Source organism: Caulobacter sp. GW821-FHT10F06, from assembly GCF_058809215.1.
In genome coordinates this window covers 187,786-202,487 of record NZ_JBXASK010000006.1, presented here as the reverse complement: position 1 = coordinate 202,487, position 14,702 = coordinate 187,786, and the positions used below count along the sequence as shown (strand labels likewise).

Annotated in this window: 18 protein-coding genes; 12 read left to right on the top strand and 6 right to left on the bottom strand. The window is 67.4% G+C overall.

From position 1 onward, the window contains the following. The first annotated feature begins 6 nt into the window (after positions 1-6). From AC1RUS_RS15065 to dapD, 8 genes are all read left to right on the top strand, one after another. The gene (locus tag AC1RUS_RS15065; RefSeq protein ID WP_492917394.1) at positions 7-1,059 is read left to right on the top strand and encodes a sulfate ABC transporter substrate-binding protein; all 1,053 of its coding nucleotides are present in this window, start codon (positions 7-9) and stop codon (positions 1,057-1,059) included. 44 nt (positions 1,060-1,103) lie between these two features. Continuing rightward, positions 1,104-2,156, top strand: coding sequence for a sulfate ABC transporter substrate-binding protein (locus tag AC1RUS_RS15060; protein ID WP_492917393.1), 1,053 nt, complete (start codon positions 1,104-1,106; stop codon positions 2,154-2,156). Between the two features lie 197 nt (positions 2,157-2,353). Continuing rightward, positions 2,354-3,463, top strand: a complete 1,110-nt coding sequence (lovK, locus tag AC1RUS_RS15055; protein WP_492917392.1) for a photosensory histidine protein kinase LovK — start codon at positions 2,354-2,356, stop codon at positions 3,461-3,463. Positions 3,464-3,485: 22 nt separating this feature from the next. Continuing rightward, positions 3,486-3,953: a response regulator gene (locus AC1RUS_RS15050; protein ID WP_492917391.1), complete on the top strand. Its 468-nt coding sequence runs from the start codon at positions 3,486-3,488 to the stop codon at positions 3,951-3,953. A gap of 2 nt (positions 3,954-3,955) precedes the next feature. After that, entirely contained in the window at positions 3,956-4,231 is a 276-nt protein-coding gene (locus tag AC1RUS_RS15045; RefSeq protein WP_492917390.1) for a SemiSWEET family sugar transporter, read from the top strand. Between the two features lie 81 nt (positions 4,232-4,312). Continuing rightward, positions 4,313-5,227 carry an acetylglutamate kinase gene (gene argB / locus AC1RUS_RS15040; protein ID WP_492917389.1) on the top strand — a complete coding sequence of 305 codons (915 nt, stop codon included), beginning with the start codon at positions 4,313-4,315 and terminating at the stop codon, positions 5,225-5,227. After that, entirely contained in the window at positions 5,224-5,883 is a 660-nt protein-coding gene (locus AC1RUS_RS15035; RefSeq protein ID WP_492917388.1) for a pyrimidine 5'-nucleotidase, read from the top strand. Before argB ends, AC1RUS_RS15035 begins: the two co-directional genes overlap by 4 nt. A 2-nt stretch (positions 5,884-5,885) precedes the next feature. Beyond that, complete coding sequence (dapD, locus tag AC1RUS_RS15030) at positions 5,886-6,734, top strand: 2,3,4,5-tetrahydropyridine-2,6-dicarboxylate N-succinyltransferase (RefSeq protein WP_492917387.1); 849 nt, start codon at positions 5,886-5,888, stop codon at positions 6,732-6,734. A 56-nt stretch (positions 6,735-6,790) separates the two neighbouring features. On the opposite strand, the gene AC1RUS_RS15025 is transcribed toward dapD, so the two are convergent. Beyond that, positions 6,791-7,078: a GIY-YIG nuclease family protein gene (locus tag AC1RUS_RS15025; RefSeq protein ID WP_492917577.1), complete on the bottom strand. Its 288-nt coding sequence runs from the start codon at positions 7,076-7,078 to the stop codon at positions 6,791-6,793. Positions 7,079-7,248: 170 nt separating this feature from the next. Further along, positions 7,249-7,728 (bottom strand): cupin domain-containing protein, encoded by a 480-nt coding sequence (locus tag AC1RUS_RS15020; protein ID WP_492917386.1) that lies wholly within the window; start codon positions 7,726-7,728, stop codon positions 7,249-7,251. Between the two features lie 64 nt (positions 7,729-7,792). Between AC1RUS_RS15020 and dapE the strand changes: the two genes are divergently transcribed. From dapE to AC1RUS_RS15005, 3 genes are all read left to right on the top strand, one after another. Next, positions 7,793-8,953, top strand: a complete 1,161-nt coding sequence (gene dapE / locus AC1RUS_RS15015) for a succinyl-diaminopimelate desuccinylase (protein WP_492917385.1) — start codon at positions 7,793-7,795, stop codon at positions 8,951-8,953. Between the two features lie 106 nt (positions 8,954-9,059). Continuing rightward, entirely contained in the window at positions 9,060-9,980 is a 921-nt protein-coding gene (locus AC1RUS_RS15010; RefSeq protein ID WP_492917384.1) for a glutaminase, read from the top strand. Positions 9,981-10,037: 57 nt separating this feature from the next. Further along, entirely contained in the window at positions 10,038-10,427 is a 390-nt protein-coding gene (locus AC1RUS_RS15005) for a DUF3597 domain-containing protein (protein ID WP_492917383.1), read from the top strand. A gap of 106 nt (positions 10,428-10,533) precedes the next feature. On the opposite strand, the gene truA is transcribed toward AC1RUS_RS15005, so the two are convergent. Both truA and fmt read right to left on the bottom strand, forming a co-directional pair. Beyond that, positions 10,534-11,271, bottom strand: coding sequence for a tRNA pseudouridine(38-40) synthase TruA (truA, locus tag AC1RUS_RS15000; protein WP_492917382.1), 738 nt, complete (start codon positions 11,269-11,271; stop codon positions 10,534-10,536). Beyond that, entirely contained in the window at positions 11,271-12,209 is a 939-nt protein-coding gene (fmt, locus tag AC1RUS_RS14995) for a methionyl-tRNA formyltransferase (protein WP_492917381.1), read from the bottom strand. The genes truA and fmt overlap by 1 nt, the downstream gene beginning before the upstream one ends. A gap of 112 nt (positions 12,210-12,321) precedes the next feature. On the opposite strand from fmt, the gene AC1RUS_RS14990 reads away from it, so the two are divergent. Beyond that, the gene (locus tag AC1RUS_RS14990) at positions 12,322-12,678 is read left to right on the top strand and encodes a cell surface protein (RefSeq protein WP_492917380.1); all 357 of its coding nucleotides are present in this window, start codon (positions 12,322-12,324) and stop codon (positions 12,676-12,678) included. Between the two features lie 136 nt (positions 12,679-12,814). Here AC1RUS_RS14990 and def read toward each other — a convergent pair whose 3' ends face one another. Together def and AC1RUS_RS14980 are read right to left on the bottom strand one after the other, a co-directional pair. Then, positions 12,815-13,336 (bottom strand): peptide deformylase, encoded by a 522-nt coding sequence (gene def, locus AC1RUS_RS14985; protein WP_492917379.1) that lies wholly within the window; start codon positions 13,334-13,336, stop codon positions 12,815-12,817. A gap of 8 nt (positions 13,337-13,344) precedes the next feature. Continuing rightward, positions 13,345-14,655, bottom strand: a complete 1,311-nt coding sequence (locus AC1RUS_RS14980) for a DNA recombination protein RmuC (RefSeq protein ID WP_492917378.1) — start codon at positions 14,653-14,655, stop codon at positions 13,345-13,347. Positions 14,656-14,702: the final 47 nt, after the last annotated feature.

The following is a 14,702-nucleotide window of genomic DNA, read 5'->3' as shown; positions in this document are numbered from 1 at the left end:
GCCCCCATGACCCGCAGTTTCAACAAGCCGACGCGTCGGGGCGTCCTTGGCGCAACCGGAGCGGCCGCCGTCGCCGCGCCGACCCTGGCCTCGCAAGCCTTGGCCGCCGACGCCAAGGCGCTCAAGCCGATCACCCTGCTGAACGTCAGCTATGATCCGACCCGCGAGCTCTACAAGGACATCAACGCCGCCTACATCAGGTACTGGAAGGACAAGGTCGGACAGGACCTGACCATCAACCAGAGCCATGGCGGTTCGGGCAAGCAGGCCCGCTCGGTGATCGACGGCCTGCAGGCCGACGTAGTCACACTGGCCCTGGCCGACGACATCGACCAGATCGCCAAGCGCGGCCTGACCGCGAAAAACTGGCAAGGCCGCCTGCCCGACAACTCGGCCCCCTACACCTCGACGATCATCTTCCTGGTCCGCAAGGGCAACCCGTGGAAGATCCGCGACTGGGGCGACCTGATCAAGCCGGGCGTCGACATCATCACCCCCAATCCCAAGACCGGCGGCGCCCCGCGCTGGGCCTATCTGGCCGCCTGGGCCTGGGCCCTGAAGCAGCCCGGCGGCAACGACGCCAAGGCCCAGGCCTTCGTCAAGCAGCTCTATTCGCAGGTGCCGATCCTCGACAGCGGCGCGCGCGGCTCGACTACGACCTTCGCCCAGCGCGGCATCGGCGACGTCCTGCTGACCTGGGAAAACGAAGCCCACCTGGCCCGCCAGGAGTTCGGCCCCGACAAGTTCGACATCGTCTATCCGTCGATGTCGATCCTGGCCGAGCCCTCGGTCGCCGTGGTCGACAAGGTCGCCGCCCGCAAGGGCACGCGCCTGGTGGCGGAAGGCTATCTGAACTTCCTCTACAGCCCGCTGGCCCAGGACCTGATCGGCAAGAACAACTACCGCCCGCGCAATCCCGCGGCGGCGGCCAAGTACGCCGGCAAGTTCCCCAAGATCCCGCTGGTCACCATCGACGAGCAGTTCGGCGGCTGGGCCAAGGCCCAGGCCCGGCACTTCGTCGACGGCGGCGTTTTCGACCAGATCTACAAGCCTGGTTGAGCGTTCCAGTGTCCAAGACAAACCTCTCAGCAGAGATATCCGTCATGACCCACGACCCCAAGACCCCCACGCGCCGCGGCGTGATCGGCGCCGCCGGCGCAGGCGCGGCGGCCTTCGCGGCTCCGGCCCTGCTGGCGGGCCAGGCCCAGGCGCAAGGCGCCAAGCCGTTGACCCTGCTGAACGTCAGCTACGACCCGACGCGCGAGCTCTACAAGGACATCAACGCCGCCTACGCCAAGTACTGGAAGGACAAGGTCGGCCAGACCCTGACCATCAACCAGAGCCACGGCGGTTCGGGCAAGCAGGCCCGCTCGGTGATCGACGGCCTGCAGGCCGACGTCGTCACGCTGGCTCTCGCCTACGATATCGACGAGATCGCCGCCAAGGCCAAGCTGCTGCCGGCCAACTGGCAGTCGCGTCTGCCCAACAACTCCACGCCCTACACCTCCACGATCGTGTTCCTGGTCCGCAAGGGCAACCCGTGGAAGATCAAGGACTGGGGCGACCTGGTGAAGGGCGGCATCGATGTCATCACCCCCAACCCCAAGACCTCGGGCGGCGCCCGCTGGAACTATCTGGCCGCCTGGGCTTGGGCGTTGAAGCAGCCGGGCGGCAGCCCGGCCAAGGCGCAGGCCTTCCTTGAGCAGCTGTTCAAGAACGTGCCGATCCTCGACACCGGCGCGCGCGGCGCCACCACCACCTTCACCCAGCGCGGCATCGGCGACGTCCTGCTGTCTTGGGAGAACGAGGCCTACCTTGCGCAGGAAGAACTGCCGGGCAAGTTCGACATCGTCTATCCGTCGATCTCGATCCTGGCCGAGCCTCCGGTGGCGATCGTCGACAAGAACGTCGACCGTCACAAGACCCGCCTGGCCGCCGAGGGCTATCTGAACTTCCTCTACAGCCCGCTGGCCCAGGACCTGATCGGCAAGAACCACTACCGCCCGCGCAGCGCGGCGGCGGCGGCGAAATACGCCAGCAAGTTCAAGAGCATCCCGCTGGTGACGATCGACGACACCTTCGGCGGCTGGAAGAAGGCGCAGGCCACGCACTTCGCCGACGGCGGCCTGTTCGACAAGATCTACCAGCCGAAATAGGCCTCGGCGGCCTGATCGGCTCGCGAGGCGGTTGCTCCCCTTTCCGCCTCGCCCAAGCGGCGTGAATCCCGACCGGGGTTCACGCCGCGACTGTTTTGGAGTCAATGTTGGGAAGCCGACACAAGCAGGAACAACGCGCGGCATGGCGCGTTAGCCGCGAACTGGGGGGCCATGTACATGCCGGGTCGGGCTATCGAATGACGGACCTTTTGCAATCGCGCCGCGCCGCCGACGCTCTCGACGCCGGCCACGGTGCGGAAGACCCTTTCGCTGCGGCGATCCGAGCCACGCGGATGGCGATGATCGTCACCGACGCCAGCCAGGCCGACAATCCGATCATCTTCGCCAACGACGCCTTCCTGCGCCTGACGGGCTATGGCCGCGACGAGGTGATCGGGCGCAACTGCCGCTTCCTGCAGGGCCCCGACACCGATCCCGAGGCCCTGGCCATGATCCGCGCCGCGATCGCCGCCGGAGAGGACATCGCCTGCGAGGTGCTGAACTATCGCAAGGACGGCTCGTCGTTCTGGAACGCACTCTATCTCAGCCCGGTCCGCGACACGGCTGGCGCGATCACATATTTCTTCGGCTCGCAGCTGGACGTCACCGACAAGAAGCACAACGAGTTCGCGCTGAGCGACACCCGGCACGACCTGGAGAAGCTGGTCGCAGAGCGCACCCAGGCGCTGACCCAGGCGCTGGAGCAGAAGACCGCCCTCCTCCACGAGGTCGACCACCGGGTCAAGAACAACCTGCAGCTCATCTCCTCGCTGCTGTTGCTTCAGAACCGCCGCGTGTCCGATCCCGGGGTCAAGGCGGCCATGCGCGGCATGCTGGACCGGGTCAACGCCATCGCCACCGTCCACCGCCGCCTGTTCCAGAGCGACGACGTCGAGCGCTTCGACGTCTCGGCCTTCGTTCGCGACCTGGTGGCCGACGTGATGGGCTCCTCGGGGCGCGACAACATCGAGTTCAGCCTGGACCTGGAGCGGGTGGATGTGGCCGCCGCCAAGGCCGCGCCGCTGGCTCTCGTGATCAGCGAACTGCTGTCCAACTGCATGCGCCACGCCTTCCCCGACAACCGCGCCGGACGGATCTTCGTGGGCATCAAGCGCGCCAACGGCGATTTTCGGATCGAAATCACCGATGACGGCGTTGGTAGGACAAGTACGGCGAACACGTCGGGTTTCGGGCTCACCATCATCCAGCTGCTGTCGCAGCAATTGAAGGCGAAGACCGAGACCTCCGACGCGGAGCCCGGTACGCGCGTCGTGATCAACTTGCCCGTTAACGGCGCGCGCCCCTGAAGGTCTCGGGTGAGGATGAGTCATGGACGAGCAACCGCTCGGCGTTCTGATTGTCGAGGACGAGGTTCTCCTCGCCGTCGAGCTGGAGTTCCTGCTGGAGGAGGCCGGATGCCACTCGGTGGGCCACGCCATGAGCTCCGACGAGGCCGTCACCCTGGCCCATGACCTCCATCCCGACCTGGCCCTGGTCGACGTCCACCTGTGCGACGGCCCGACCGGCGTCGAGGTGGCCCGCAAGATTCACGACGACTGCGGTGCGGTGGCCCTGTTCATGACCGCCAACGTCAAGCGCCTGCCCGACGACTACGCCGGGGCCTGCGGCGTGATCGGCAAGCCCTATTCCAGCCATGGCGTGAAGACGGCTCTGGAATATCTGACCATCTGCATGCGCCAAGGCCAGGCTCCGGGGCCGGTCCCCATCGGCCTGACCCTGTCGCCGGCCTATGCCGAGCTGTGGGGTCTGAACGACGCCATGCCGAAAGCCGGCTGACCATGGCGGCTTCGCCCGCGGCCGTCGCGGTCGGCGTCGCCGCCGCCCTGCTCTCGATCACCAGCTTCGCGCCCCAGATCTTCAAGATCTGGAAGGAGAAGGACGCCTCTTCGGTGTCCCTGCGCACCTATCTCGCCACCGTCGCCGGCTTCACCTGCTGGACGACCTATGGCGTCATGATCCAGGCCTGGCCGGTGGTCGCCTCGAACCTGGCCTGCCTGGCCATGTCGTCGGCGGTGCTGGTCATGAAATGGCGCTTCGACGTCAAGCCAAGCTGAGCCTTCGCGCGCTGCTTTAGGATGACAGGGGGGGCAGGGTCCGCTATCGAGACCCGCCCTTTTCGTACAGGATCAGCCACCTTGACCGACGCCGCCGAGGAAGCCGGCTGGGCCACAGCCAAGACCCTGGCCGAGGCCCTGCCCTACATCCAGATCTACGACCGCGAGACGGTGGTGATCAAATACGGCGGTCACGCCATGGGCCAGGAAGAGGTCGCCAAGGTGTTCGCCGCCGACGCGGTGCTGCTCAAGCTGCTGGGCGTCCATCCCGTGGTCGTACACGGCGGCGGCCCGCAGATCAGCCGCATGCTCGACAAGGCCGGCGTCAAGTCGACCTTCATCGACGGCCTGCGCGTCACCGACGAAGCGACCATGGAAGTGGCCGAGATGGTGCTGTCGGGCGCCATCAACAAGGAAATCGCCAACTGGATCACCCTGGCCGGCGCTGAGGCCGATGTCCGGGGCGTGGGCCTGTCGGGCAAGGACGCCCGCCTGATCACCGCCGAGAAGGTGACCCGAACCAAGCGCGACCCTGACAGCAATATCGAACAGGTCGTCGACCTGGGCTTCGTGGGCGAGCCGACCAAGGTCGATCCGCACATCATCCAGGCCCTGCTGTCGTCGGAAACCGACTACATCCCGGTGATCGCCCCGATCGGCGTCTCCGAAGCCGGCCAGACCTTCAACATCAACGCCGACACCGTCGCCGGCGCGCTCGCGGGCGCGCTGAAGGCCAAGCGGATGCTGATGCTGACCGACATTGCGGGCGTGCTGGACGGCAACGGCGAGCTCATTCGTCAGATGACGATCGAGGAGGCCCGCGGCCTGATCGAGAGCGGCGTCGCCAGCGGCGGCATGATCCCCAAGCTGGAAAACGCCATCCACGCCGTCGAGTCGGGCGTCGAGGCCGTGGTCATCCTGGATGGCCGTCGTCCGCACGCCATGCTCGTCGAGCTCTTCAGCGAACACGGCGCGGGCACGCTCATCTCGAAATGAGCGCCGACCTCACCCACGTCGACACCTGGCTGTTCGATCTCGACAACACCCTCTATCCGGCCGAGAGCGAATACATGGCCCTGATCGAGGGGCGGATGACCGACTTCGTCGAGCGCGAGACCGGGCTTCCACGCGAGGAAGCCCGGGCGCTGCAGAAGAAGTACTACACCGAGCACGGCACCACCCTGGCCGGGCTGATGGCCCACCACGGCATGGCGCCCAAGGCGTTTCTGGACGAGGTGCACGACGTGTCGATGGATCGCCTGGTCCCCGACATCGCCCTGCGCGACGCCATAGACCGCCTGCCCGGCCGCCGTCTGATCTTCACCAACGGCTCCGAAGGTCACGCCGAGCGCGTGCTGGCCCATCTGGGCCTGCGCGATCTCTTCAGCGACGTCTTTGCCATCGAGACGGCCGACTATGTGCCGAAGCCGGCTCTGGCCACCTTCGACAAGATCACCAAGCGCCACGACATCGATCCGCCGGTCACGGCCTTCTTCGAAGACAGCGAGAAGAACCTCGTCCCCGCCGCGCGCCTGGGCATGACCACCATCCTGGTCGGCGCCCACGCGGCGGCCTCGACCTCCGAATTCGTCCATCATCGCACGCACGACCTCGCCGGGTTCCTGACCTCGGCGCGCCTGAAGGAAGCCTAGCCATGACCACGACCGTCAGCCTTTCCGACCTGCAAACCGAAGTCGAAGCCGCCTGGGAGGCCCGCGACGGCGTCTCGGTCGCCACCACCGGCCCCGTCCGCACAGCGGTGGAAGAATCGCTGCTGCTGCTCGACAGCGGCAAGGCCCGGGTCTCGGAAAAGATCGACGGCGAGTGGGTGACCCACCAGTGGCTGAAGAAGGCCGTGCTGCTGTCGTTCCGCCTCAACCCCAACACCGTCATGCGCGCCGGCGCCATGGGCGGCGGCGTCGGCCCGTGGTGGGACAAGGTCCCCAACAAGTTCGACGGCTGGGAAGCCCCGCAGTTCGAGGCCGGCGGCTTCCGCGCCGTACCCGGCGCCATCGTCCGTCGCGGCGCCTATGTCGGCAAGAACGTCATCCTGATGCCGTCGTTCGTGAACATCGGCGGCTATGTCGACGAAGGCACGATGGTCGACACCTGGGTGACTGTCGGCTCGTGCGCCCAGATCGGCAAGCACGTCCACCTGTCGGGCGGCGTCGGCATCGGCGGCGTGCTGGAGCCCCTGCAGGCCAACCCGACCATCATCGAGGACAACTGCTTCATCGGCGCCCGCTCGGAAGTCGTCGAGGGCGTGGTCGTCGGCGAAGGCTCGGTGCTGTCGATGGGCGTGTTCATCAGCGCCTCGACCAAGATCGTCGACCGCAAGACCGGCCAGATCCACATCGGCAAGGTCCCGCCCTACAGCGTCGTGGTGCCGGGCAACCTGCCAGACCCGAAGGGCGGCCCGGGGCTGTATTGCGCTGTGATCGTCAAGACGGTCGACGCCCAGACCCGGTCGAAGACGAGCATCAACGACCTGCTGCGGGACTAGGGCTCATGCACGCGCTCATCCTCGCCAGCGCGGGGATGAGCGCAATCGGCTAGCGGCTAGCCGATCAGCGTCTCATACAGATCCGCCCAAGTCGGATTCTCAGCCTCGATCAGGCGGATTTTCCAGGCGCGATTCCATTTCTTGATCTGCCGCTCACGGACGAAAGCGCCTTCGCGCGTATCGCCCGCCTCATACCAGACCAACCGGTCGACGCCGTACTTGGCGGCGAAGCCCTTGTAGACCTTTTCCTTGTGCTGCCAGATACGACGAACGAGATCGTCGGTATGTCCACAGTAGAGCGTTCCGTAGGGACCGCTCGCGAGCAGATAAACGCAGAACTGCATGTCTCTCACGGTCTGGCCTCCCGCCGACGACATGAGAACATATCATGAACTCTATATATCGAACATCCCCGCGAAGGCGGGGACCCAAGCTGACGTTCGGATCATGGTGCTGCCGCCGGCCAATCCCGTTTGGGTCCCCGCCTTCGCGGGGATGTTCGAACTAAGAAGACTCAGCGCTTCCGCCCGCCCTCGACCTCATACGGCGTCCCATCCCGACGCCGATACGTCTCCTCGCCCTCGCGCAGGATAAGGTCTATATCGGGATAGTCGCAGCCGTCAGTCTCCGGCGCGCGCGTGCCCATTTCCAGCAGCACCGCCACCTTGTCGGACCGGTTCTGGATGTGGTGGCCGTTGGCGACCCCGGCCTTGAAGCCCGCGCAGTCGCCGGCCCGCAGCACCGTCTCGCCGTCGTTCTCGACCAGCACGACCTCGCCCTCGACCACCCAGGTGAACTCGTCCTCGGCGGTGTGCCAGTGACGCTGGCTGGTCCACTGGCCCGGCGGCAGGCGCATCAGGTTGACGCCGAACTGGGTCAGGCCCGCGGCGTCGCCCAGCTTCCAGCGCTGGCGCTCCAGGCACGGCGCGTCGAACGGCGGCGGATAGGCCGTGCCGAAGCGGGTGGGCGCGCTGTCGATATCGATCTTGGGCATGGGAATCCGGGGAAGAGACTTGCTTGGTTTGCGTCAGGGCGGAGGGAAGCCTAAACGCAGGATCATGACCAGCCCCGCGCCCGTTTCCGTCAGCATCGACCCCGTCGACCTCGCCCAGGCCCTGATCCGCCGTCCGTCGGTGACACCGGCCGATGAGGGCGCGATGGACGTGCTGCAGCGCCAGCTGGAAGGCCTGGGCTTCGATTGCCGCCGCATGAAGTTCGGCGAGATCGAGAACCTCTACGCCAAGCGCGGGACCGACCGCCCCAATCTCTGCTTCGCCGGCCACACCGATGTCGTGCCCGTCGGCGACGACGCCGCCTGGACGGCCGGTCCGTTCGAGGCCGAGATCAAGGACGGCGTACTTTACGGCCGCGGCGCGGTCGACATGAAGAGCGCCATCGCCGCCTTCGTGTCCGCCGTCTCGCGGATGCCCGAAACGCCCGGCGCGATCAGCTTCCTGATCACCGGCGACGAGGAGGGCGTGGCCGAGGACGGCACGGTCAAGGTCGTCCAGGCCCTGGCCGCCGAGGGCGAGATCATCGACCACTGCATCGTCGGCGAGCCCACGTCGGCTAGCCTGCTCGGCGACATGGTCAAGATCGGCCGGCGCGGCAGCATCAACGCCTGGATCGCCGTCGACGGCGTGCAGGGCCACGTCGCCTATCCGCATCGCGCCGCCAATCCGATCCCGGTCCTGATCGATATCCTCAGCCGCCTGCAGAGCCGGGTGCTCGACGACGGCTATACCGGCTTCCAGCCCTCGAACCTGGAAGTCACCACCGTCGACGTCGGCAACACCGCCACCAATGTCATCCCGGCCACGGCGCGGGCGCGGGTCAACATCCGCTTCAACCCGGCCCACCAGGGCAAGGACCTGGCCGCCTGGATCGAGGCCGAGTGCCGCGAGGCCGCGGAGGGCTTCTCTGGCCGCGTCGAGGCCCTGTGCAAGATCAGCGGCGAGGCCTTCCTGACCGAGCCGGGCCCCTTTACCGACGTCATCGTCGGCGCGGTGGGCGAGGCCACCGGCCGTGTGCCGGAGCTGTCCACCACCGGCGGCACCAGCGATGCGCGCTTCATCCGCAGCCTTTGTCCTGTCGTCGAGTTCGGCCTGGTCGGCTCGACCATGCACCAGGTCGACGAGCGCGTTCCAGTGGAGGAGATCCGCTACCTGGCCGACGCCTACACCGCCCTGATCCGACGCTATTTCGAGGCCTTCGCCTAGACCCCGCCGTCATCCCCAGGTTCATCCGGGGGACCCAAGCGGCGTTCCGTGACGTGCTCAACCCGGCTTGGGTCCCCCGAACAGGTCGGGGGATGACGGAGTGAAAATGGACGAGTTTTCGATCGACGACGTCCTGGCCGAGGTGGCCGTGCTGGTGAAGCCGCACTTCGGCAAGGGCCGGCCGGCCGATTACATCCCCGAACTGGCCGACGTGCCCGGCCACAAGTTTGGCATGGCCGTGCGCACGATCGACGGCGGCGAGCACGTGATCGGCGACGCCGACGAGGGCTTCTCGGTCCAGAGCATCACCAAGGTTTTCGCCCTGGGCCTGGCGCTGAACCGCTTCGGCGACGAGGTCTGGACGCGGGTCGGCAAGGAGCCGTCTGGCACGCCGTTCAACCATCTCTCCCAGCTCGAGGCCGAGGCCGGGGTGCCGCGCAACCCGTTCATCAACGCCGGGGCCCTGGCGATCACCGACCACCTGCTGGACACGGTGAAAGACCCCGCCGCGCTGGTGCGGGGCTTCGCCAGCTTCCTCGCTGACGAAGCGGTCGAGATCGACGAAGCCGTCGCCGCCTCGGAGCTCGCCACCGCCCACCAGAACCGCGCCATCGCCAACCTGATGCGCGGCAAGGGCACCATCACCCACGACCCCGAGGCCGTGGTCGCCGCCTATTGCCGCCAGTGCGCCCTGACCATGAGTTGCCGGCAGCTGGCCCGCGCCATGCTGCCCCTTGCGGCCGGCGGCTTCTCGCCGGTGATCCAGGAGACCATCTTCCCCGACCGCCTGACCCGGCGGCTGAACGCCCTGCTGCTGACCTGCGGCATCTATGACAGCGTCGGCAGCTTCGCCTACCGCGTCGGCCTGCCCGCCAAGAGCGGCGTTGGCGGCGGCATTGTCGCCGTGGTCCCGGGCAAGGCCGTGATCACCGTGTGGTCGCCGGAGCTGGACCGGTTTGGAACCTCCGTGGTCGGAACATCGGCGCTGGAAGCTTTCGCACAGCTAACGAACTGTTCGGTGCTCTAGCTTCGAACCGCGCGGACTCCGACGCGTTGATCGGCTCCAGACCTTCAGGAGCGCGACATGGGTATCTTCAGCAACATCATGAGCAAGATCTTCGGCCACAAGCCCAAGACCGCGCCCGCCCCGGCTCCTACGCCCACCCAAACGCCGACTCCGACCGCCGCCGCGCCGGCCCCGAAGTCCGCGCCTCAGCCGGTCGACGTCACCGCCGTGCTGGACGATCTGGCGGCCAACAATCCACAGAAGCTGGACTGGCGACACTCGATCGTCGACCTGATGAAGCTGGTCGGGATGGAAAGCTCGCTAGCCGAGCGCAAGGAATTGGCCGACGAGCTGGGCTTCACCGGCGACAAGGGCGACAGCGCGACGATGAACATCTGGCTGCATAAGCAGGTGATCAAGAAGCTGTCGGAGAACGGCGGCAAGGCGCCGGCGGAGCTGGTGGATTAGGCTGAACACTGGCCCCCACCGGGCTGCTGCGCAGCCGTCCGCCCCCATAGGGGGCGGATAAGATCATCTTCCCCCTATGGGGGAGGAGCGCGCAGCGCGGAGGGGGCTAGTACCCCACACCCACCAGATAAAGCCCATCAGCCGGCGCCACCGGCCCACAGGCCGTGCGGTCCTTGGCCTCAAGCGCCTCACGTACGTCCGCCGCGCTCCACCGCCCGATCCCCACCTCGACCAGCGTCCCGGTCATCGACCGCACCTGCCGATGCAGGAAGGACCGCGCCTCGAACGACAGATGCACCTCCTCACCCACCCGGCTCACCCGCGCGACGTCCAACGTCTTCAGCGGCGACTTGGCCTGGCAGTGCATGTCGCGGAAGGTCGTGAAGTCATGGAGCCCCACCAGCGCCTGCGCCGCCGCGTGCATGGCCTCGGCGTCCAGCGGCTTCTTCACATGCCAGACCTTGCCCTTGTCGAGCGCCGGCGGACCGCGTCGGTTGAGGATGCGGTAGAGATAGCGCCGCTCATTGGCCGAGAAGCGGGCGTGCCAGTCGCCCTCCGCGATCTCGCAGTCGAGGATGCTGACCGCCTCGCGGGTCAGGTGGGCGTTCAGGGCGTTCATAACCGTCTGGGTCGGCCAGTCGCGCTCGAGATCGACGTGTACGACTTGGCCCGTCGCATGGACGCCGGTGTCGGTACGGCCCGCCGCAGCGATCCGCAGCTCCTGGCCACAGAACGCCTTCACCGCCGCCTCGATCGCCCCCTGCACCGACGGTAAGGTCGCCTGGGCCTGGAAGCCGTTATAGGCGCGGCCGTCATACTCGACGAGGAGGCGGTAGCGGGGCATCAGGCCAGGATCGTGCCGGCGGGCAGCGGAAAGCCCCGCGTGAAGTCGCTGGCGTCCTGGGCGCCCTTGCCCTCGCGTTGGGCCTTCAGCAGGCGGATCGCGCCTCCCTCCCCATTGGCTCCGCAGGCGATCAGCAGGGCGTCGTCGAGCACCTCGCCCGGCGCGCCGCTCTCGTCCTCGACGCGCGACAACAGCGCCTTCACACGGACAGGGCCCTTGTCCGACGGGGCCTCGAACCACGCGCCAGGGAACGGCGACAGGCCGCGGATGTGGCAATCGATCTCGGCGGCCGGACGGGTCCAGTCGATGCGGGCCTCGGCCGACTTGATCTTCTTGGCGTAGGTTACGCCCTCCTCGGCCTGGGGCGTCTCGCGGGCCCCGCCGCGCTCGATGGCGCCCAGCGCCACGGGCAGGATTCGCGAGCCCACCTGCGCCAGCTTGTCGTGCAGGCTGCCGGCGGTCTCGAGCTTGTCGATGCGCACCTGCTCGGACATCAGGATCGGCCCCTCGTCGAGGCCCTCGCTCATCCGCATCACCTGGACGCCGGTCACCGCATCGCCGGCCATGATCGCGCGCTGGATCGGGGCCGCGCCGCGCCAACGGGGCAGCAGGCTGGCGTGGAGGTTGAAGCAACCCTCGCGCGGCGCTTCCAGCACCTCGCGCACCAGGATCTGGCCGAAAGCGACCACCACGGCCGCGTCGAGATCCAGCGCCTTGAAGGCCTCGATCTCCTCGGCGGTCTTCATCGACACGGGCGTGCGGACCGGCAGGCCCAGGCCTTCGGCGAAGGCGTGGACCGGCGAGGGCTTGAGGTCCTGGCCGCGCCCGCGCGGGGCCGGCGGCTGGGAATAGACACAGACGATCTCGTGGCCCGAGGCGACCAGTTCGGCCAGGCAGGCGACGGCGAAATCGGGAGTGCCGAGGAAAGCGATGCGCATGGGCGCGGTTTAGCGGTCCGGAGCCGCCAAGGGAAGGCGAGCGGAAAGCGGACTCGGAACCTTGGCCTTGGGCGACCGTTGTTCAGCCGACATATCTTCCAGGAGCATCACCATGCGTTCCACCCTGATTTTCGCCGTCTGCGCCGCCGCCCTGTCGCTGGCCGCCTGTTCGGACCAACACGCCACCGAGGTCAAGGAAGGCGCCAAGGCGGCCGCCTCCGAGATCAAGGACGCCGCCCACACCATCGCCAACGACCCCGACGTCAAGGAAGCCGGCACGGCCATCAAGGAAAGCACCAAGGAAGCCGGCGCCGACCTGAAGGAAGCCGCCGGCGAGGCGACCGACAAGATGCAGGAAGCGGGCGAGAAGGCCGGCGACGCGGCCAAGGACGCCGGTCACGACATCAAGCAGGGCGCCGAGAAGGCCGGCGACAAGACCAAGAAGGAAGTGCACGAGGCGACGCGGTAGCTAGGGCCCAGATCCTCCCCCTTTGGGGGAGGTGGCCCAGAGGGCCGGAGGGGGTCCTCTCCGGCCTAGACCGTTGAGGATCCCCTCAGTCGCTCCGCGACAGCTCCCCCAAGAGGGGAGCATCTAAAAAAACAAGCTAGGCCGCGCGGCGCGACTTCTTAACCTTGGTGATCGCCCGGTCGCGCCGCAGGCGCGACAGGTGGTCGATGAAGAGCACGCCTTCCAGGTGGTCCATCTCGTGCTGGACGCAGACGGCGAACAGGCCCTCGGCCTCCTCGACGACGGTCTCGCCCTGGTAGTTCAGATAGCGCAGCGTCACCTTCGAGGGACGCTCGACCTCGTCGTAGTATTCGGGGACCGACAGGCAGCCCTCTTCGTAGCCTTGGGTCTCTTCCGAGGCCGACAGGATCTCGGGATTGACGTAGTAGCGCGGGGTCGGCTCCTCGCCTTCGCGGGCCAGGTCCATGACGATCACGCGGATCGGCTCGCCGATCTGCACGGCGGCCAGGCCAATGCCCGGGGCGTCGTACATCGTCTCCAGCATATCATCCATCAGCGCGCGCAGGGCGTCGTCGACGACAGCCACGGGCGTGGAGACTTGCTTGAGAACCGCCATGTCGGCGGCGTTATCGACGGTGAGGATGCGACGGATAGCCATGATAGGTGTCAGGTAAGGGTCTCATTTCCGACCGTCAAGGTGGGGGATTGTCCCATTCCCGCTTGAGGGGCCAGCTTGGTCAGGGATCGAACGCCCTGTTCCACCGGCGCCAGTTCGGCGATTTCCTTGCCTTCGTGGTCGACGGAAAGGTCCTCGAACCGGCGCGCCTGGGTCAGGACCTGGCTCTCCAGCGAGCCGACGAACTGGTTGTATTTGCCCACCGCGCTTTCCAGCGCCTTGCCCACCGCGCCCGCGTGCGCGCCCATCACCGCCACGCGTTTGTAGAGCTCGCGGCCCACCGCAACGATGTTGGCGGCGTTCTTGGCCTGGTCCTCGACCCGCCAGCCATAGGCGACGGCCTTGCACAGCGCGAACAGGGTGGTGGGCGTGACCAGCAGCACGCGCTTGTCCATCGCCTCGGTCATCAGGTCGGGCAGGCGCTCCAGGGCGGCGGCCAGGAAGCTGTCGCCGGGTACGAACATGGCCACGAAGTCGGGCGAGCCCTCGGCGGCGAACTGGTCCCAGTAGGTCTTGGCCGACAGGCTGGTCATGTGGGCCCGCACGCTGGCGGCGTGGCGGACCAGGGCGGCCTCGCGCAGGCCCTCCTCGGTCATTTCCTGGGCTTCGAGGAAGGCGTTCAGCGAGCACTTGGCGTCGATGACGAACACCGCCGCGCCGGGCATGCGCACCTTGACGTCGGGCCGGCGGCGGCCCTCGTCGGTGTCGACACTGAACTGCTCCTCGAAATCGAAGCGCTTGTTGAGGCCGGCGGCCTCGAGAACGTTGCGCAGGGTCTGCTCGCCCCAGCGGCCCTGGACGCCCGCGCCGCGACGCAGAGCGGCCGACAGCTTGCGGGCCTCGAACTGGGTGGCGGTCGAGGCCTCCATCAGGGCGGCGATCTGGGCCTTCAACCCACCGGTCTCCTCGGCGCGGCTCTTCTCGACGGCGGTGACCTGGGCCTCGAACTTGGCCAGGGTCTCGGCCACCGGCTTCAGCTGGGCCTCCAGCCGCGCCTGGGACAGGGCCTCGCGGCTCTTGAAGTTCTCGTCGGCCCGCTTGATCAGCGCCTCGGCGACGGTGTTGGCGGTCATGGTCGCCTGCTGGGCGGCCTGGGCGCGGATCAGCTCGGCCTGGGTGGCGGCCTGGTCTTCCAGCAGACGGGCGCGCTCGTCGGCTTGGACCAGGCGCTCGTTCAGCTGCCAGGCGCGGGCGTCGGCGGCGCTGGCGCGCTTGCTGGCCGCCAAGGCCCAGAGGCCGGCGGCGACGGCCATCAGGGCAAAAACGACGGCGAGGATCAGGAACGGGTCGGAAAAGTTCATGCTCCGTTCTTAGCCGGAGTCGGCCGCCCGCGAAACCCGCCTTCCCG